General features: G+C 36.8%; 13 protein-coding genes, 1 pseudogene and 1 riboswitch. Of the genes and pseudogenes, 12 read left to right on the forward strand and 2 right to left on the reverse strand.

Annotated elements, in window-relative coordinates:
* The coding region (locus AACZ92_RS07655) for a M23 family metallopeptidase (protein WP_339699283.1) at nt 1-975 on the reverse strand (975 nt) is incomplete at its 3' end.
* 120 nt (nt 976-1,095) lie between these two features.
* On the opposite strand from AACZ92_RS07655, the gene alaS reads away from it, so the two are divergent.
* The 4 genes from alaS to AACZ92_RS07675 all read left to right on the forward strand — a co-directional run bounded on the left by alaS (nt 1,096) and on the right by AACZ92_RS07675 (nt 7,785).
* Nucleotides 1,096-3,705: an alanine--tRNA ligase gene (gene alaS / locus AACZ92_RS07660; RefSeq protein WP_339699285.1), complete on the forward strand. Its 2,610-nt coding sequence runs from the start codon at nt 1,096-1,098 to the stop codon at nt 3,703-3,705.
* 87 nt (nt 3,706-3,792) lie between these two features.
* A complete protein-coding gene (locus AACZ92_RS07665; protein ID WP_339699287.1) occupies nt 3,793-4,740 on the forward strand; it encodes a GSCFA domain-containing protein in 948 nt (315 codons plus the stop codon).
* Nucleotides 4,741-4,979: 239 nt separating this feature from the next.
* Complete coding sequence (locus AACZ92_RS07670; RefSeq protein ID WP_339699289.1) at nt 4,980-6,524, forward strand: choice-of-anchor J domain-containing protein; 1,545 nt, start codon at nt 4,980-4,982, stop codon at nt 6,522-6,524.
* A 352-nt stretch (nt 6,525-6,876) separates the two neighbouring features.
* Nucleotides 6,877-7,785: a DUF302 domain-containing protein gene (locus tag AACZ92_RS07675; protein ID WP_339699292.1), complete on the forward strand. Its 909-nt coding sequence runs from the start codon at nt 6,877-6,879 to the stop codon at nt 7,783-7,785.
* A gap of 56 nt (nt 7,786-7,841) precedes the next feature.
* Here the strand turns inward: AACZ92_RS07675 and metK are convergent, their stop codons facing one another.
* Nucleotides 7,842-9,095 (reverse strand): methionine adenosyltransferase, encoded by a 1,254-nt coding sequence (gene metK / locus AACZ92_RS07680; RefSeq protein ID WP_339699294.1) that lies wholly within the window; start codon nt 9,093-9,095, stop codon nt 7,842-7,844.
* Between the two features lie 287 nt (nt 9,096-9,382).
* Nucleotides 9,383-9,503: riboswitch (SAM riboswitch) on the forward strand.
* 117 nt (nt 9,504-9,620) lie between these two features.
* On the opposite strand from metK, the gene AACZ92_RS07685 reads away from it, so the two are divergent.
* From AACZ92_RS07685 to AACZ92_RS07720, 8 genes and pseudogenes are all read left to right on the forward strand, one after another.
* Nucleotides 9,621-10,913, forward strand: coding sequence for an O-acetylhomoserine aminocarboxypropyltransferase/cysteine synthase family protein (locus tag AACZ92_RS07685; RefSeq protein ID WP_339699297.1), 1,293 nt, complete (start codon nt 9,621-9,623; stop codon nt 10,911-10,913).
* Between the two features lie 60 nt (nt 10,914-10,973).
* A pseudogene (locus tag AACZ92_RS07690) lies at nt 10,974-13,101 on the forward strand (alpha/beta fold hydrolase).
* Nucleotides 13,102-13,112: 11 nt separating this feature from the next.
* Nucleotides 13,113-13,532 (forward strand): OsmC family protein, encoded by a 420-nt coding sequence (locus AACZ92_RS07695; protein ID WP_339699300.1) that lies wholly within the window; start codon nt 13,113-13,115, stop codon nt 13,530-13,532.
* Nucleotides 13,529-14,701 (forward strand): aminotransferase class I/II-fold pyridoxal phosphate-dependent enzyme, encoded by a 1,173-nt coding sequence (locus AACZ92_RS07700; protein ID WP_339699303.1) that lies wholly within the window; start codon nt 13,529-13,531, stop codon nt 14,699-14,701. The genes AACZ92_RS07695 and AACZ92_RS07700 overlap by 4 nt, the downstream gene beginning before the upstream one ends.
* On the forward strand, nt 14,698-15,714 hold the full coding sequence (locus AACZ92_RS07705; protein ID WP_339699305.1) for a homocysteine S-methyltransferase family protein: 1,017 nt from the start codon (nt 14,698-14,700) through the stop codon (nt 15,712-15,714). Before AACZ92_RS07700 ends, AACZ92_RS07705 begins: the two co-directional genes overlap by 4 nt.
* Nucleotides 15,715-15,716: 2 nt before the next feature.
* Entirely contained in the window at nt 15,717-18,419 is a 2,703-nt protein-coding gene (gene metH, locus AACZ92_RS07710; protein ID WP_339699308.1) for a methionine synthase, read from the forward strand.
* Nucleotides 18,416-19,372 carry a methylenetetrahydrofolate reductase [NAD(P)H] gene (gene metF / locus AACZ92_RS07715; RefSeq protein ID WP_339699311.1) on the forward strand — a complete coding sequence of 319 codons (957 nt, stop codon included), beginning with the start codon at nt 18,416-18,418 and terminating at the stop codon, nt 19,370-19,372. Before metH ends, metF begins: the two co-directional genes overlap by 4 nt.
* Before the next feature lie 62 nt (nt 19,373-19,434).
* The gene (locus tag AACZ92_RS07720) at nt 19,435-19,851 is read left to right on the forward strand and encodes an Rrf2 family transcriptional regulator (RefSeq protein ID WP_339699427.1); all 417 of its coding nucleotides are present in this window, start codon (nt 19,435-19,437) and stop codon (nt 19,849-19,851) included.
* The last annotated feature ends 33 nt before the right edge of the window (nt 19,852-19,884 follow it).

Here is a 19,884-nt window from a genome sequence, read left to right on the forward strand (position 1 = left end):
GCTTATCCTGTTTTTGTCTTGCTGTGCTTGTTTTTGCATTTCTGCAAATTCTTCAGGTGTCAAGTTTCCGTAGTAAAAGTTAATAGGGTTTATACGTTCGTCATCTTTAAAAACTTCATAATGAAGGTGTGGTGCTTCAGAACGCCCAGTACTTCCTACAAAACCTATTAAATCACCTCTTTTTACTCGTTGACCTTTTCTAACATTGTATTTGTAGAGATGTGCATAAAGACTTACATAGCCATAACCATGATCTATACGTATGTGATTGCCATAACCCGTAGCAGCATTGTCGGCACGACTTACCACTCCATCACCAGATGCATAGACAGGTGTGCCTCTAGGCGAGGTAAAGTCCATTCCGTAATGAAACTTTCGGGCTTTAGTAAAGGGGTCGGTACGATACCCGTAGCCTGAAGCCATACGGGTAAGGTCTTCGTTTTTTACAGGTTGAATGGCAGGAATAGCAGCCAGTAACTTTTCTTTTTCTTCGGCAAGCTGCGATACTTCGTCCAAAGATCGCGATTGCACCACAATCTGCTTGGTCAATATATCTAGTCGTTCGCTAGTGTTGATTATTAGTTTTGAGTTATCAAACCCTTCTAAGTTTTTATAACGGTTTATTCCACCAAATCCAGCTTTTCGCTGCTCTTCTGGGATCGGATTGGCTTCAAAATAAACACGATAGAGATTGTTGTCGCGTTCGGCAACTTCAGAAAGTACGTTTTCAGCCTCGGACATTTTTTTGTTCAGCAGCTCGTATTGCAACTCCATATTAGCCAATTCCCGCTTTAAGGTTTTCTCTTTGGGTGTTTCTACATACGGTAAATTTATATACACTAAAAACACTAAAAAACCCGCCAATAAAGTACCAAGAAGGCTTAGTAGTACTATACCAAGCTTACGGCCTTTCTTTTTTTCAATTTTACGATAGGAGAGGGTTTCACTATCGTAGTAATATTTAACCTTAGACATACGTTAAAAAATCCTATTTTTGCGGTTGATGGGCAGCGCTAACCATTGGATAACGATTTACAAATATAGAAATTGTTTTGCGTTTTGCCTTAATCACTAATTTTGAATAAAATATAACGCATGAAATCTAAGGAAATACGATCCGCATTTTTTGAATTCTTTAAATCGAAACAACATACAGTTGTTCCCTCAGCCCCTATGGTTATTAAGGACGACCCTACCTTAATGTTTACCAATGCGGGAATGAATCAATTTAAAGAGTTTTTCCTCGGAAACAGTGATCCTAAAAATACTCGGGTTACCGATACCCAAAAATGCCTTCGCGTTAGTGGAAAACACAACGATCTGGAAGAAGTAGGGATGGATACCTACCACCATACTATGTTTGAAATGGTTGGTAATTGGAGCTTTGGCGATTATTTTAAAGAAGAAGCGATTGCTTGGTCTTGGGAATTATTAACAGATGTTTTTAAAATAGATAAAGACAAACTCTATGTAACTATTTTTGAAGGTGACAAATCTGAAGGATTAGCTAGAGATACTGAAGCCTACAACTTTTGGAAACAACATATAGCCGAAGACCGTATTTTAAACGGAAATAAGAATGATAATTTCTGGGAGATGGGCGAGCAAGGTCCATGTGGTCCTTGTAGCGAAATACACGTCGATATTCGTTCTGATGAAGAGAAAGCGAAAGTATCTGGAGCCGAGTTAGTGAATGCAGATCACCCACAAGTGGTAGAAATCTGGAACTTGGTTTTTATGCAATTTAACCGAAAAGCTAATGGTAGTCTAGAAAAACTACCTGCACAGCACGTAGATACAGGAATGGGTTTTGAGCGCCTATGTATGGTGCTTCAAGAAAAACAGAGTAATTACGACACCGATGTATTTACACCGTTAATTCGCGAAATAGAAGCTATTACCAATACCAAGTATGGTAAAGATGAAGAAAAGGATATAGCCATTCGAGTTATTTCAGATCACGTTCGTGCCGTGGCTTTTTCTATTGCAGACGGGCAGTTGCCTTCTAATACAGGAGCAGGCTATGTAATACGTCGTATTTTAAGACGCGCCATTCGGTATGGGTTTACATTTTTGAATAAAAAAGAACCGTTTATCTATAAATTAACGGATACGTTGGTAAAGCAAATGGGTGACACATTCCCAGAGCTCGTTTCTGAAAAAAACTTAATAATCAATGTAATTCGTGAAGAAGAACAATCTTTTCTACGCACCCTAGATCAAGGATTAGTCTTGCTAGAGAATGTAATTTCAAACGCTTCTAGTATAACCATTTCAGGTAAAAAAGCTTTTGAGTTATATGACACCTACGGTTTTCCTATTGATTTAACCGCCTTAATTTTAAGAGAGCGTGGGTACAATTTAGATGAAAAAGAGTTCGAATCTGAATTGAAAAAACAAAAAGACCGTTCTAGAGCTGCTACAAAAGTGGAAACTGGCGATTGGGTTGTTTTGCGTGAAGATGATGTGGAAGAATTTGTAGGGTATGATACCTTAGAAACACAAGTTAAAATTACACGCTACCGTAAAGTTGAGAGCAAAAAAGAAGGTGAAATGTATCAATTGGTCTTCAATTTAACTCCATTTTATGCTGAAGGTGGAGGACAAGTAGGAGATAAGGGATATTTAGAAGCGCCAAATGGCGAAGTAGTTTATATTGTAGATACCAAAAAGGAAAACAATTTAATAATTCACTTTGCGAAAAATTTACCACGTAATACCGAAGATACTTTTAAGGCGGTTGTAGATGTAAAACAACGAAACCGTACGGCTTCTAACCATACAGCAACCCACCTTTTACATCAAGCACTTAGAACAGTATTAGGTGATCACGTAGCTCAAAAAGGCTCGATGGTACATAGTAGAAACCTGCGTTTTGATTTTTCACATTTCAGTAAAGTAACAGATGAAGAATTAAAACAAGTTGAAGATTTTGTAAATGCTCGAATTAATGAAAATCTTGCTTTACAAGAGCAGCGAGGCGTACCTTATAATCAGGCGATAGACGAAGGTGCAGTAGCATTGTTTGGCGAAAAGTATGGCGATGCGGTGCGTACTATCCGTTTTGGAAATTCAATGGAGCTTTGTGGCGGTACGCACGTACCTAATACAGGTAATATTTGGCATTTTATAATAACATCAGAAGGAGCGGTCGCAAGTGGAATAAGAAGAATTGAAGCGATAACAGGGGATGCTGCTAAAAACTACTTTGTAGATAGAAGTAATGATTTTGCTGAAATTAAGAAGACATTGAACGCTCAAAACCCTGTTAAGGCAGTAAGTAATTTACAAGAAGAAAATGCTGCACTTCAAAAACAGGTTCAAGAATTATTAAAAGATAAAGCCAAAAACTTAAAAGGCGATCTAAAAAATGAGCTTGAAACCGTAAACGGTATTAACTTTTTAGCGAAAGAAGTAGATTTAGACGCTTCTGGAATGAAAGATTTAGCTTTTGAAATGGGTGGCGAGATAGATAACCTTTTCATTTTATTCGGATCAAAACAAAACGGGAAAGCATTACTTACGTGTTATATTTCAAAAGAATTAGCTGCTGATAAAAGCTTAAATGCAGGACAAATAGTACGCGAACTTGGAAAACACATTCAAGGTGGCGGTGGCGGACAGCCTTTTTTCGCAACAGCTGGGGGTAAAAATCCAGATGGGATTGATGAAGCTTTATCTGCTGCTAAGCAGTACCTCAAATAAGGTTCGCAAAGACTTTGATTAAGTAAGCACTAGGCAGTTGCAGTGAGCAGTACTGCCAATTGTTACTGAAAACTGATTACTTAAAAAATGAAATTACAAACACAAATAGCACTAACCCCGCAACAGAATCAGATAGATTATACATCTAAAAACCTGTTGATGGGGTCTTGTTTTACTGAGAACATTGGAAGGAAACTCCAATATTATAAATTTCAGAACCTTCAAAATCCGTTTGGGATTGTATTTCATCCAGTTGCGATTGAAAAGCTAGTGACACGAGCCATTAATGAAGATTTATTTACTGAAACAGATGTGTTTCAACATAATGAGCAGTGGCATTGTTTTGAGGTGCATTCAAAGCTATCAACGAATAATAGAGATGCTTTTATTTCAAATTTGAATGATAGCTTAAAAAATTTAAAAACCTACCTTGAGCAAGCTTCCCATATTATTTTAACCTTCGGGACAGCTTGGGTCTATCGGTTTATAGAAAGTGATTCGATTGTAGCCAATTGTCATAAAATTCCGCAGAAAAAGTTTTTAAAAGAACTGCTTTCTGTTGAAGAAGTTTCTGCCGCAATAGAAAATACTCTTACACTTGTTAAAACTGTAAACTTTAAGGCTACGATTATTTCTACCGTTTCGCCAGTTCGGCACATTAAAGACGGTTTTGTAGAAAATATGCAGAGCAAAGCACATTTACTTTCTGGTTTACACGAGGCTATTTCTGGAGAAAAACAAGCTTTTTATTTTCCTTCTTTTGAAATTATGATGGACGAACTGCGCGACTATCGTTTTTATGAAGAAGATATGCTTCACCCAAATAACCTGGCTGTTTCCATTATTTGGAAACGCTTTAAAGAAGTTTGGATTGCTTCAGAAGCCGAAGACCTTCAAAAGGAAATTGAAACCATTCAAAATGGATTAAAACATAGAGCTTTTAATCCTTCGGGTGAGGCGCACCAAAAATTTCAGATTAATCTTCAGAAGAAAATAGAAAAACTTCAAACAGAATTCCCTTTTATTAAATTCTAGGTTAGAAATACCAATCTGAGACATCTAACAAGCACTAGACAGTTAATATTAATTTTTGATATTATTTTATGGGCTTTAATTCGGTTTTTAGTTAAAAATTGAGGTTTTATAGAGGTTTTTTTACACTTAAAAAAGAAGTCTCTAATGAAAATAGTTAAACTAATTTTCTTTATCTATTGGCATAATGATTATAGGTAGTTTTGAGAGGATGAAAAGTATTTAACTCAAAAAAAAAGAAAATGAAAAAAACTATTACACTACTTCTAACCCTTATGTTGATTATTCAAGCTAATGCTCAGATTTTTAGTTCAGGATTTGAAAACAATAATGGTACACCCTTATCTGAATACACCACAATTAATAATGATGGTTTATCAGTGCCCATTTTTGCACCAGTTCAAGACTTTAATACTGAAGCTTGGATTCAATTTTATGACGGTTACGATAATAAAATTGCCTTTAGTACTTCATGGTATGACCAACCTGGACAATCTGATGACTGGCTAATTACACCTACAATAGATATTCCAAACTCTGGAGAGCCTACCCTTTATTGGAAAGCAAAATCGTACGATATTCAATTATTAGAGGACTATGAAGTTAGAGTTTCAACCACAGGAAATGATATGGCAGACTTTACAGATGTCATTTTAAGTGTTGAAGGGGAGCAACCTTTTGACTATAACTCAAGATCTTTAGATCTATCTGCATACAAAGGGCAAACTATTTATTTAGCTTTTGTTAATGTTACTTTCGATGGTTTCTTTTTGGCGTTGGACGATTTGTATATAAGTGAATCTGCAAACTGTGCTTTACCAGATGTTACTGGAGTTACAAGTAGCGATGTTACTGAAAATAGCTTTACTGTTTCTTGGACGGCCACTACAGATATATCAATGTACGATACAGGTCTTACCACATTTACAGAGTCTGTTTCATCTACAGGAGCACAAACTGAATTGACCAAAAGCTATACTGATTTAACACCAGGAACTAGATATCAATTCTTCTTAAAAAATGCAGATTGTGGTTCTGGTTGGGCTACACCTACATCAATTTGGACGGCAGCACTTCCTCCATATTCTTACGATTTTGAATTTACCGAAGAAAATTATGGTGAGTATGATTCTGACGGGTGGTCATCAAACACTTGGATTAATGGAAGTGGTGAAGGTGCACAAAATGAAACAGGGTATGTGTTTAATAATACGAGTACCTCTTTCGCAAAAGACGACTGGATATATTCTTACCCTATAAAAGTAAATGCAGGGGAAAGAGTAGAAATTCGCTATTACTCTCAATTAGGAACAGAAGAAGCAGATGATGCAACATTAAATATTGCAGCTGCTACTGCACCAAATAAAGATTCAAACATACAAGAATTGAGCAGTCACACTGTTTCTGGTGGGGATTACGTGGAGTACACTTCAGAGTTTATCGCTTCTGAGGCAGGAGTATATTATTTTGGATTTGGAAATGTAACTCCTATTGTTTCTGAAAGTTCAGCTTTACGATTAGATAATATACGTATTACTTCAGAACCACTATCTGTGGAGGATAATACAGCTTCAGTAACGACTATTTACCCTAACCCTGTAAAAGATCGTTTATTTGTAAACTCTGAAGAAGCTATTCTTGATATTCAGGTTTACACAATAGGTGGAAAATTGATTTCGGAATACTCAAATACAAATGAAATTGATTTCTCATCTTATTCTAATGGTATCTATTTAGTTAAACTGGTAACTGAAAATGGAACTTCAGTTAAGAAGGTAATTAAATAACGCCTTCTAAAATTTATAGCCAAGCAGCTATATTTTATCTAAACCTTCAAGTAAAGAGTTTAAAGCTTTTATTTGAAGGTTTTTTTTATGGTACAAAGAATATACAGTTACTTCTTCTACCTGGCAATAGTACGTCAACGAACGTATTTTATTCAATATCATAATAACAAGTACACAATAAAATAGAAGCTGTACAAAAAGCCAAACGATATAATATTATTCAAGTTTTCAATAAATAGTTAGATGTTCACGTTATCTACGTAGTGATAAATTCTTGTTAAGGGTAGACATATATCTTAACAAGATTGTTCATTTTTGTATTTTAACCCAAATAACAAATTAAAACTTGAATATGAAAAAGCTTTTAATACTTGCTTTAGCGATTACAACTTTTGCGTGCAGTAATGATGATAACAATGCGCAGGTGATTAATAACCCACAAACTCCGGGGCTTGCCTATGCAGTGAGTGAATCTGATTTTACAACAACCTACAGTTTACTGCGAAGTGAATTACAGGCAAATCCTAATATATCAATAATAGCAGAGGTAAACCATACAGCCAATGCACAAAATATCGATAAAGATTTACGAAATACACGTGTTATTTTCTTCGGAAATCCCACGTTGGGAACCCCACTAATGCAGGAAAACCAATTAGCTGGGTTAGATTTACCTCAAAAAATGTTAGTCTATCAAGATAATGACAATAATGTTTTTGTTTCATACAACGGAACGGAGTATTTAGCTGCAAGACACTCGGGTGTTGGCGGGGCTCAAACACTACAACAAATTAAAAGCGCCCTTGCTAATTTTACTGAAGATGCTACTAATGGTTCAGTTTCAGAAAACTCCAGTAGTGGAATTACCAATAAGCAAGGAATTATAACATTAGTAAGTAACAATGATTTTAATACTACTTATAATAACCTAAGAAATGCAGTTGTTGATAATGCTGCTCTTACTCTTTTTGCAGAATTAAATCATCAAGAAAATGCACCTAATGAAGGAGATCTAAATCCTACACGGGTAATTATCTTCGGAAATCCAGAGTTGGGAACTCCTCTAATGCAAAACGCACAAACTACAGCGATTGATTTGCCTCAAAAAATGCTAGTTTGGGAGAAAGAGGATGGAACTGTGAATATTTCCTATAATGATTCTGATTTTCTACAAGAAAGACATGGAATTACTAATAACGATGGACGTTTAGATCAAATTAAAAGTGCATTAAATAACTTGGCAATAGACGCAGCAAATTAATTAAAGAGAATAGCTATAAAATAAAAGCGGCTTCGTTTAGAAGCCGCTTTTTATTTTTAGAGATTAAATGCTTTTCTCACAGTATCCACATAATCCAGTTTCTCCCAGGTAAAAAGCTCTACTTCTTTCTTGATAGTTCCTTTGTAAGGACTTTCAAAAATTTTGGTTACTGTTTCTGGAATACGTCCCATATGTCCATAAGCAGCGGTTTCCACATAAATTGGATTACGTAATTTTAAACGTTTTTCAATAGCTGCAGGGCGCATATCGAAAATTTCAGCTACTTTTTTAGCAATTTCACCATCGGTTAAATCAATTTTAGAAGTACCGTGTGTATTGACTAATATTGAGGTAGGTTTTACCACACCAATAGCATAACTTACTTGAATTAATACTTCTTCAGCAACGCCAGCAGCTACCAAGTTTTTAACAATATGTCTTGCCGCGTAGGCAGCACTTCGGTCAACTTTACTTGGGTCTTTACCACTAAAAGCACCCCCACCATGTGCACCTTTACCGCCATACGTATCAACAATTATTTTTCTACCCGTTAAACCAGTGTCTCCGTGAGGACCACCAATTACAAACTTTCCAGTCGGGTTTATGTGGTAAATAATATCATCATTGAACAGTTTTTGAACATACTCAGGTAGTTTTGCTTTTACCTTCGGAATTAAAACTTCAATAATATCCTTTTTAATTTTGTTCAACATCTTTTCATCTTCATCAAAATCATCGTGCTGAGTTGATAAAACAATAGAAACTATTTTTTGCGGAACATTGTCGTCGCTATATTCAATAGTTACTTGACTTTTTGAATCAGGACGCAAATATGGAATTTCGGTTCCATCACGGCGCAATTTTGCTAATTCAATAAGAATCGTATGCGAAATTTCAAGTGCTAACGGCATATAATGCTCCGTTTCATTGGTAGCATAACCAAACATCATTCCTTGGTCACCAGCACCTTGCTCTTCTTTGTCTTCGCGATCAACTCCTTGATTAATATCTTGTGATTGCTCGTGAATCAATGAAATTACGCCACAAGAATCACCGCTAAATTGATAGGCTCCTTTTGTGTAACCAATTTTATTGATTATATCCCTTGCAATATGTTGTACATCTAGGTAGGTGTCACTTTTCACCTCTCCGGCAAGTACTACCTGTCCTGTTGTTACCAAGGTTTCACAGGCTACTTTCGATTCGGGATCGAAGGCTAAAAAATGATCTAATAATGCGTCGCTAATTTGATCTGCAACTTTATCTGGGTGTCCTTCAGAAACACTTTCTGAAGTAAATAAGTACGCCATAAAGGTCTTTTTAAATTTTTATATACTGAAGATTTGACGAACGCGTCGAAGGAAGTTTACACTGCCTTTAGCATTTTTTAATCTGAAATGTTCTAAGTGAAAATAGTATTCAGAAAAACATTCAGAAGAGGTTGCAATCAGTCAAATCTTTCCTCTTTCAGCGGACAAAGATAGTATTAAAAATAGATTTTTAAAAAGAAGCAATTTCAAAATAAAGTTAAATTAATTTGGAATATCAAAAAATGTTTAGCAATCTTTGTACTCACAAAGTTCAAATCTTTATTGAAATGTTATCAAGAAAGGCTGAGGGAATAGACCCTATGAAGCCTTAGCAACCCTTTCACTTGAAAGAAGGTGCTACATTCTACAAAAATGTCCAAATATTGGAAATTTTTTGATAGATAACGACAAGACAATTTTTTAAAATTGTTTACTCACTTCTTAATAACATTTTTCTTATAAAGTACGCCAATAGGCGCATTTTGACTTTTGGTTTAATTTATCATTAACTAAAAAAAAAGAAAAATGAGTACACAAAAATTAGCAACACAATCGTTGCACGCAGGACACGACGTAACGGCGAATGGAGGAACCCGAGCGGTGCCTATTTACCAATCTACCAGTTACGTTTTTAAAAACAGCGACCACGCTGCCAATTTGTTCAACCTTTCGGAACCTGGGTTTATTTATACCCGAATTAACAACCCCACGAACCATATTCTGGAGCAGCGTTTAGCGGTATTGGAAGGAGGAATTGCAGCCGTAACAACCGCTTCGGGAACTTCGGCAATTGCTACAACATTGCTCACGTTATTGCGGGCTGGAGACCATATTGTAGCATCTAGTAGTTTGTATGGCGGAACGTATAATTTACTGAATGTTACCCTGCCAAGATTGGGTATTACAACTACATTCGTAGATGCAAATGATACTGAAAATTTCAACAAAGCGGTTCAAGAAAATACCCGAGCGATTTTTGTTGAATCGTTAGGAAACCCAAAATTGGATGTATTGGATATTGAAGCTATTTCTGAAATTTCGAAAGCGAATAAAATCCCGCTACTAGTTGATAACACAGTCGCTACCCCAGCTTTGCTAAACCCAATTAAGTACGGAGCCAATATTGTAATTCATTCGCTTACCAAATACATCAACGGAAATGGGACTGCTTTAGGCGGAGCAATCATCGATGCGGGAACGTTTGATTGGACCAACGGAAAATTCCCTGAATTCACCGAACCATCACCTGGATATCACGGTTTAGTTTATTCTGAAGCATTGGAAGAAGCTGCATTTATCGCCAAGGTTAGAATTGAAGGATTACGAGATTTCGGTGCGGCATTGAGCCCATATAACGCGTTTCAAATTTTACAAGGTCTGGAAACCTTGGAAATCCGAATTAAAAAACATAGTGAAAATGCGTTAGAGCTTGCTAAATGGCTTCAGAATAGGGAAGAAGTAGCTTGGGTAAATTATCCTGGACTTTCAGAAAGTAACTACTTCAACCTTGCTCAAAAGTATCTACCAAACGGTCAAAGTGGGGTAGTTACTTTTGGTTTAACAGGTGGTTTTGATGCTGCTAAAAAGTTTGTAGATGCCACTGAACTATTCTCTTTGTTGGCCAATATAGGCGATACCAAATCTTTGATTATTCATCCAGCGAGTACAACACATCAACAGTTGAGCGATGAGCAGCAAGAAACTACAGGTGTTACCAAAGATTTAATACGGCTTTCAGTAGGGTTAGAAGCGTTTGATGATCTTACTGATGATTTAGAACAAGCTTTTAAAGCGATTACCAAAACAGTCTTAGTTTAATTTTAGTTATAGAAAACGGCAGTGAGATATGCCATTCCACTGCCGTTTTAAAATAATCTTATGAAATTACAAACTTTACATATAAACTATACAACTCAAAACGAAGCTTTTTCGGGCATAATACCTATAAGTTTTGAGCTTTTCGGACCTCGTTTAAGCGAAGCACCTATTATTTTGGTAAACCATGCATTAACTGGAAATAGTTCAGTTACCGAGGAAAACGGCTGGTGGAATCAGCTTATTGGCGATGAAAAGTGTATCGATACAAAGCATTATACAGTTCTTGCTTTTAATATTCATGGAAATGGTTACGACGGATTTCTACTTGAAAACCCTGAAGCATTTTCAGTATACGATGTTGCAAAGCTTTTTTTACATGCAATCAATCAATTGAAAATTGAAAAGATACGTGCTGTTATTGGAGGTTCGCTTGGCGGAAGTATAGCTTGGCAAATGGCGGTGCTGCGACCTAATCTGTTTGAAAATATCATCCCGATAGCTACCGATTGGAAAGCGACCGACTGGTTATTGGCAAATTGCCGAGTTCAAAAACAGATTTTAGAACATTCTGAAAATCCTGTTCACGATGCAAGGATTCATGCTATGACGTTGTATAGAACCCCGGAATCCTTTAAACAGAAATTTAATCGTAGTCTGAACGAAAAGTTAAATGTATTCAATGTTGAAAGTTGGCTATTGCATCATGGTGAAAAGTTGAAAAACCGATTTCAGTTAGAGGCTTATAAAACGATGAACCATTTGTTAACCACCGTTAACATTGCAAAAGAAACGGGAAATTTCCTTTCTGCAGTAAAAAACATAAAAGGGAATGTTCATTTAATAGGCGTTGACACGGACCTTTTCTTCACAAATAAAGAAATTAAAGACACGTATCAAATCTATAAAACCATAAAAAGCAATGTTTATTATCACGAAATAAATTCGATACACGGGCACGATGCTTTTTTAATTGAATTTGAACAGTTACAAACCATTTTAGAACCCATTTTTCAGAAAAAGAACACAAATTATGAGTACCATAACGATAGACAAAAGAATAGAAGAGAAGTCACTTCAGTTAATTGATTTGGAAAATATCAAAAAGAAAAAAGTGAATGTGGTGATCTTCGGTCACGGCAACGTGGGCGCACGCTTGGTCGATCAAATTATTAAGTCGCAAAAGGAAATTTCAAGAAGGCGCGATTTAGACTTGACCATTTTTGCGGTGGCAAACTCTAAAACGATATTATTTGATAAAAAAGGTGTAAAAGCAAATTGGCTGGAAGAAAAAAAAGAGAAAGGAACACCTTATACCGTTACTGATGTAATAAAATTTTCAGAAGAACATAATCTGGAAAACTTGATTGCAATTGATAATACGGCAGATTCAAACTTTGTTTTTAATTACGAAGCATTAGTGGAAGGTGGTTTCAGTTTGGTTTCTTCCAATAAAATAGGAAACACCATCGATCTGGATTTTTATAAAAACCTACGAAAAACCCTTTCAGAAAAAAAGAAAGAATATTTATACGAAACAAATGTAGGCGCCGGCCTTCCGTTAATAGATACTATAAAATTATTGCATCTTTCCGGAGAGAATATTACGCGTATTAAAGGTGTGTTTTCAGGTTCTTTAAGTTACATTTTTAATGAATTTTCAGAAGGAGAAAAAACCTTTAGCGAGGTGTTGAAAGAAGCTATAAACAATGGTTTTACTGAGCCTGACCCAAGAGAAGATTTATGTGGAAATGACGTAGGTCGAAAACTTCTCATTCTAGCCCGAGAACTAGATTTGCACAACGAATTGGAAGATATTTCTATTCAAAACTTGATATCCAAACCCTTAAGAAGTATTTCAAAGTCAGCCTTTTTTAATCAATTGCAAGAGTTGGATGTTCCCTTTCATATAAAGCGAAAAAACTTGGCGAAAAACCATGTTTTGCGGTACATTGGTGACTTACACGGAGATTTATCAAAAGAAGATGGAGCTATTCTAAACGTTAATCTGGTGCCTGTTCCTAAAAACAGTGCATTGGGGCAATTAAAAGGAAGCGATTCCATTTTTGAAATCTACACTGAAAGTTACGGTAAAAACCCAATTGTAATCCAAGGGGCTGGAGCTGGAGCGGCCGTCACGGCCAGAGGTGTATTTGGTGATATTCTTCGTTTAAGCGATAAATTAAACTAAAACGAAAAATTATGAAAGTAACATTGAACAGAGTAAACGACAATTATCATTTTGAAGGAAAAGGCGCATCGGGACTTCCGGTACATATTGACAATAAAACTGGTGATGAAGTGCATGGTTCTAGCCCGATGGAGTTATTGTTGATGGGCGTTGGCGGATGTAGTGCGATTGATATTGTCTTAATCTTGAAAAAACAAAGACAAGAAATAACGTCTTATAACATGGAAGTAGAAGGGAAGCGTAAGGACCTAAAAAGCGCGAAACCTTTTGAAGCCATTCACACCACTATTTATTTAGAAGGGACCATTGATGAAGAAAAAACCAAACGTGCCGCGGCTTTAAGCTTTGAAAAATACTGTTCTGTTTCCTTAACATTAGAAGGAAATGTAGCCATAACGTACGATATAATTTTGAACGGAAAAAAACTATGACACATTTTGAAACCGACGCTATTAGAACACAATTGGAGCGCTCTCAGTTTAAAGAGCACTCTAATCCATTGTATGTAACGTCAAGCTTTGTATTTGATGATGCTGAAGATATGCGTGCCTCGTTTGCTGAAGAAAAACAGCGGAATATCTATAGCCGGTTTACAAATCCTAATACCTCAGAATTTGTAGAGAAAATCTGTAAAATGGAAAAAGCCGAAGCAGGCTACGCCTTTGCCACAGGTATGTCTGCTGTTTTTTCAACGTTTGCCGCTTTATTGAATAGTGGTGACCATATTGTTTCGTGCCGAAGTGTCTTTGGTTCAACACACAGTTTATTCACCAAGTTTTTACCCAAATGGAATATTGAAACTACTTTTTTTAAAACAGATGAAGTAGATTCGATAGAAAACTGTATTCAAGAAAACACTAAAATATTATATGCTGAAACACCAACCAATCCGGCAGTTGCTATTTTAGATTTAGAAAAACTAGGGGCCATTGCCAAAAAGCACAACCTGATTTTAATTATCGATAATTGCTTTGCAACGCCATACTTACAGCAACCTATTGAATTTGGAGCCGATTTAGTGATTCATTCCGCTACAAAATTAATTGATGGACAAGGTCGTGTATTGGGCGGTGTTACCGTAGGTCGGGCCGATTTGATTAGGGAAATTTATTTGTTTTCGAGAAATTCAGGTCCGGCATTATCACCCTTTAATGCCTGGGTGCTTTCAAAAAGTTTGGAAACCCTTGCCGTGCGGGTCGATAAACATTGCGATAATGCATTTCAACTGGCTGCTTTTTTAGAAAATCATTCTGCCGTGCAATCCGTTTGGTATCCTTTTCTTCCATCGCATCCACAATATGAAATTGCAAAAAAGCAAATGAAAAAAGGTGGAACCATTGTAAGTATCGAATTAAAAGGCGGTATTGACGTTGGCAGACAGTTTTTAAATAATTTGAAAATGTGCTCGCTCTCGGCCAACTTGGGCGATACCCGAACCATAGCGACGCACCCCGCTTCAACAACACATAGTAAACTTTCTGAAGAAGACAGACAAGAAACCGGTATAACCAATGGTCTGGTTCGCATTTCAGTAGGGTTGGAACATATAACAGATATTATTTCAGATATAGAACAAGCACTTCAAAAAATCAAGTTATGAGCACGTTGGTAAAAGCATTAGAAGACCGTATTTTAATATTAGATGGTGCCATGGGTACAATGCTTCAGCAGTATAATTTTTCTGAAGAAGATTTCCGTGGCGAGCGGTTTAAAGATTTTCATATTTCAGTAAAAGGAAATAACGATTTACTGTCATTGACCCAGCCTCAAGCCATTGCCGAAATACATAGAAAGTACTTTGAAGCCGGAGCCGATATCGTGGAAACCAATACATTTTCATCAACCACTATAGCCATGGCCGATTATGAAATGGAAGATTTGGTATATGAATTAAATTATGAGGCTGCTAAAATTGCCAAAACCGTAGCCGATGAAATTACAAAAGCGAACCCTGATAAACCCAGATTTGTAGCTGGTTCTATTGGGCCAACCAACAAAACGGCAAGCATGTCACCCGATGTAAACGACCCTGGTTTTAGGGCGATTTCTTTTGACGAACTTCGAGTTGCCTACAAACAGCAAACCGAGGGCTTATTAGATGGAGGAGCAGATATTCTCTTGGTCGAAACGGTATTTGATACGCTAAATGCTAAAGCAGCTTTATTTGCTATTGAAGAAGTAAAAAACGAACGAAATATCGACGTTCCCATTATGGTAAGTGGAACGATAACCGATGCTTCGGGACGAACCTTGTCTGGACAAACTGCTGAAGCATTTTTAATATCCATTTCGCATATCCCTTTATTGAGCGTTGGTTTTAATTGTGCGTTAGGGGCTGAGCAATTATTGCCTCATCTGGAAGTGATTTCAAAACAAACCGGTGCGGCAACTTCCGCCCATCCCAATGCAGGACTACCGAATGCTTTTGGGGAATACGACCAAAGTCCCGAGGAAATGGCTTCATACATCAAAGAATATTTAGATAAAAAGCTGGTCAATATTGTTGGCGGGTGTTGTGGTACCACGCCCGAACATATTAAAGCAATTGCAACCGTAGCTTCAACATATCAACCAAGACCTTTCAGTAATGTGAATAACCTACAAACAGCTTAATTATGGAGGGAATCGCTACAAAGCTTATTACAAAACAGTTGAAACTTTCTGGGTTAGAACCTTTGGTAATCACACCAGAAAGTAATTTTATCAATGTAGGAGAACGAACCAATGTGGCCGGATCGCGTAAATTTTTACGATTGATCAATGAAGATAAATATGATGAAGCGTTAACCATTGCCAGACATCAAGTAGAAGGCGGCGCACAAATTATCGATGTGAATATGGACGATGGTCTCATAGATGGGGTGCAGGCGATGGTCAAATTCCTCAATCTTGTTATGGCAGAACCCGATATTGCGAAGGTTCCTATAATGATCGATAGTTCAAAATGGGAGATTATTGAAGCCGGACTGCAAGTGGTGCAAGGCAAATGTATCGTGAATTCCATTAGCTTAAAAGAGGGCGAAAAAACCTTTATTGAACAAGCAACGTTAATAAAACGCTACGGCGCCGCAGTAATTATTATGGCTTTTGATGAAAAAGGGCAAGCAGACACTTACGAACGGCGCATTGAAATTGCAAGACGTTCGTATGAACTGCTGGTGAATATTGTTCAATTTCCGGCAGAAGACATCATCTTTGATTTAAACATTTTTCCTGTCGCCACCGGAATGGACGAACACAGAAAAAATGCCATTCATTTTATTGAAGCAACACGTTGGGTAAAACAAAACCTGCCACATTGTAGCATTAGTGGAGGTGTGAGCAATGTTTCATTTAGTTTTAGAGGGAATAATCCCGTACGAGAAGCCATGCACTCTGTGTTTCTATATCACGCCATCGATGCTGGAATGAACATTGGTATTGTAAACCCTACCTTGTTGGAAGTGTACGATAATATTCCAAAAGATTTGTTACAGCGTGTAGAAGATGTCATTCTCGACAGGCGTGATGATGCCACTGAACGGTTATTGAGTTTTGCTGAAACGGTGAAAGGAGCATCCAAAAAACAAGAAGTTGATCTTTCTTGGCGGGAGCAATCACTTCAGGAAAAAATTACCCACGCCTTAGTAAAAGGAATTGACACTTATATTGTAACGGATGTAGAAGAAGCTCGAAAAATTGTGTCCAAACCAATTAAAGTAATTGAAGGCCATTTAATGACGGGGATGAATGTAGTGGGCGATCTTTTTGGCAGCGGAAAAATGTTTTTGCCTCAAGTGGTAAAGTCCGCGCGGGTAATGAAAAAAGCCGTTGCGTACTTGTTGCCGTTTATTGAAGAAGAAAAAGATGGTACGAATGACTACGCAAAAGGTAAAATTTTATTGGCCACAGTTAAAGGCGATGTACACGACATTGGCAAAAATATTGTTGGTGTAGTCTTGGCTTGTAACAATTATGAGATTATAGACTTGGGTGTTATGGTACCGCCCGATAAAATTATAAGCGAAGCTAAAAAACACAACGTAGATGCTATTGGTTTAAGTGGTCTCATTACACCTTCATTGGACGAAATGGCTTTTCTGGCTTCAGAAATGCAGCGACAAAACTTTACCGTTCCATTACTTATTGGCGGAGCCACCACGAGCAGGATACACACCGCTGTAAAGATTGATACCCAATATGAAAATGCTGTGATTCATGTAAATGATGCGTCTAGGGCGATAACCGTGGTGGGCGATTTGTTGCAAAAGGAAACAGCTATAGATTATAAAAACAATTTAAAAACTGAATATGCTTCTTTTAGGGAAGCGTTTCTGAAACGTCAAAAAACGAAAACGTATCTTCCTGTAGATGAAATAAGGAAGAATAAATTTAAAATAGATTGGAACACTTCTGAAATTGTAAAACCTAAAGAATTGGGCGTACAGACACTAGAAAATTTTGATCTTTCCAAGCTTGAAATGTATATAGATTGGACGCCTTTTTTCCGAAGTTGGGATTTACACGGCAAATTTCCGGCAATTTTAAAAGATGAGCTAGTCGGTGTTCAAGCCACTGAATTGTATAATGATGCACAAGAAATGCTTCAGAAAATCTTTTGTGAAAAGATACTAGAAGGCAAAGCTATTTTTGGTCTGTTTGAAGCCAATACGATCAATGACGATGATATTCAAGTTAGTTATTCTTCCGAAGGAAAAAAAGAAACTACGTACTTTAGAACGCTTCGTCAACAAAGTAAAAAAGCCAAAGGAAGACCAAACATTGCGTTGGCAGATTTTATAGCCCCTAAAGAAAGTGAAAGACAGGATTACGTAGGCTGCTTCTGTGTTTCAGCTGGGTTTGGTGCACACGAAGAAGCAGAAAAATATAGAAAAGATTTAGACGATTACAACGCTATTATGATAAAGGCATTGGCCGATCGTCTTGCCGAAGCGTTTGCTGAATATTTACACGAGAAAGTTCGGAAAGAACATTGGGGATATTCAAAAAACGAAACCTTAACCAATGAAGAGTTGATTAAAGAAACCTATAAAGGCATTCGTCCTGCACCGGGTTATCCAGCGTGCCCCGATCATTTGGAAAAAGAAACCATCTGGCAACTTTTAAAAGTAGAAGAAACGATAGGCGTCCAACTTACCGAAAGTTTGGCGATGTGGCCTGCAGCATCGGTATCCGGCTATTATTTTGCCAACCCTGAAGCACGGTATTTTGGAGTGGGGAAAATCAAAAACGATCAAGTAAACGATTTTGCAAAGCGGAAAAATATTCCAGTTGAAAAAGCTGAAAACTGGTTAAAATCGAATAGAGCAGACTCATGAAAGTAACAGAACACATAGAAAACAAAAACGGAAACACACAGTTTTCATTTGAAATATTACCGCCATTAAAAGGTAGAAATATACAGTCGGTTTTTAATAGTATTGATCCGCTAATGGAATTTAAACCACCATTTATAGATGTAACCTATCATCGAGAAGAATATGTTTATAAAGAAATGGAAAACGGATTATTGCAAAAAAAGATAGTCCGAAAACGTCCTGGTACGGTTGGTATTTGCGCTGCGATTCAAAATAAATATAAAGTAGATGCTATCCCCCATGTATTGTGTGGCGGGTTTACCAAAGAGGATACAGAGAACTTTTTAATCGATTTGGACTTTTTAGGAATAGACAACGTCATGGCTCTAAGAGGTGATGCGGTGAAATCTGAAGTATATTTTAAACCCGAAAAAGACGGACATTGTTATGCCGAAGGACTTGTAGATCAAGTTATACAGTTAAATAAAGGGAGGTACTTAGACGGTGAAACGGTAAACCAATCAAAAACTGATTTTTGTGTAGGCGTTGCAGGGTATCCTGAAAAACATATGGAGGCCCCAAGTCTACAAAGTGATATTGCCTATTTAAAGAAAAAAATAGAGAAAGGGGCATCCTACATTGTTACACAACTGTTTTTTGACAATGCAAAGTTTTTTGAATTTGTAGCAGCTTGCCGAAAAAATGGAATTACTGTCCCTATTATTCCAGGGTTGAAACCTATTTCAACAAAAAAACAACTTACTATATTGCCACATCGGTTTCATGTTGATTTACCAGAAGCACTTACAAAACAAATATTAAAATGCAAGGACAATAAAGCTGTGCGTCAGGTAGGTGTAGAATGGTGCATTGCCCAAAGTAAGGAGTTAATTAAAAGCGATATTCCTTTTTTGCACTATTATTCAATGGGAAAAAGTGATAATATTAGAAAAATCGCTTCAAATCTTTTTTAAAAATCTATGTGTACAATATAAATTATGATAATTTTATAGTTTTTTATTATATTTCATATAAAATGTTATCTCGAAAAACCAAATACGGAATTAAAGCTCTTACCTTTCTTGCAAAGCGTGAAGAAGATGAACCTGTGCCTATTTCTGTAATTGCTGAATCAGAAAATATTTCTCAAAAATTTCTGGAAAGTATATTGCTTAGTATGCGTAAGGCTGGTTTTTTAGGTTCTAAAAAAGGAAAAGGTGGCGGTTATTATCTACTGAAAGAAGCAGCTGAAATAAAAGTTGCGGAAGTTTACAGAATATTGGAAGGCCCAATCGCAATGGTGCCTTGTGTGAGTTTGAATTTCTATGAAAAGTGTGATGACTGCCCTGATGAAGATACATGTTCGGTACATAAATTAATGATTCAAGTACGGGACAACACCCTGAAAATTTTCGAAAACACCACCGTTGAGGATATTATTATAAGAGCATAATGGTGCTTAATTATAAATTAAAAAGCTTTATAT

This window comes from uncultured Marixanthomonas sp., assembly GCF_963974425.1.
In the GTDB taxonomy this organism is placed as follows: Bacteria; Bacteroidota; Bacteroidia; order Flavobacteriales; family Flavobacteriaceae; genus Marixanthomonas.

Coding starts and splice junctions, on each gene's coding strand:
- metH (WP_339699308.1), top strand. CDS start 15,717: ATGGAGGGAATCGCTACAAAGCTTATTACAAAACAGTTGAAACTTTCT.
- metF (WP_339699311.1), top strand. CDS start 18,416: ATGAAAGTAACAGAACACATAGAAAACAAAAACGGAAACACACAGTTT.
- AACZ92_RS07700 (WP_339699303.1), top strand. CDS start 13,529: ATGACACATTTTGAAACCGACGCTATTAGAACACAATTGGAGCGCTCT.
- AACZ92_RS07695 (WP_339699300.1), top strand. CDS start 13,113: ATGAAAGTAACATTGAACAGAGTAAACGACAATTATCATTTTGAAGGA.
- AACZ92_RS07685 (WP_339699297.1), top strand. CDS start 9,621: ATGAGTACACAAAAATTAGCAACACAATCGTTGCACGCAGGACACGAC.
- AACZ92_RS07675 (WP_339699292.1), top strand. CDS start 6,877: ATGAAAAAGCTTTTAATACTTGCTTTAGCGATTACAACTTTTGCGTGC.
- AACZ92_RS07665 (WP_339699287.1), top strand. CDS start 3,793: ATGAAATTACAAACACAAATAGCACTAACCCCGCAACAGAATCAGATA.
- AACZ92_RS07705 (WP_339699305.1), top strand. CDS start 14,698: ATGAGCACGTTGGTAAAAGCATTAGAAGACCGTATTTTAATATTAGAT.
- AACZ92_RS07720 (WP_339699427.1), top strand. CDS start 19,435: ATGTTATCTCGAAAAACCAAATACGGAATTAAAGCTCTTACCTTTCTT.
- AACZ92_RS07670 (WP_339699289.1), top strand. CDS start 4,980: ATGAAAAAAACTATTACACTACTTCTAACCCTTATGTTGATTATTCAA.
- alaS (WP_339699285.1), top strand. CDS start 1,096: ATGAAATCTAAGGAAATACGATCCGCATTTTTTGAATTCTTTAAATCG.
- metK (WP_339699294.1), bottom strand. CDS start 9,095: ATGGCGTACTTATTTACTTCAGAAAGTGTTTCTGAAGGACACCCAGAT.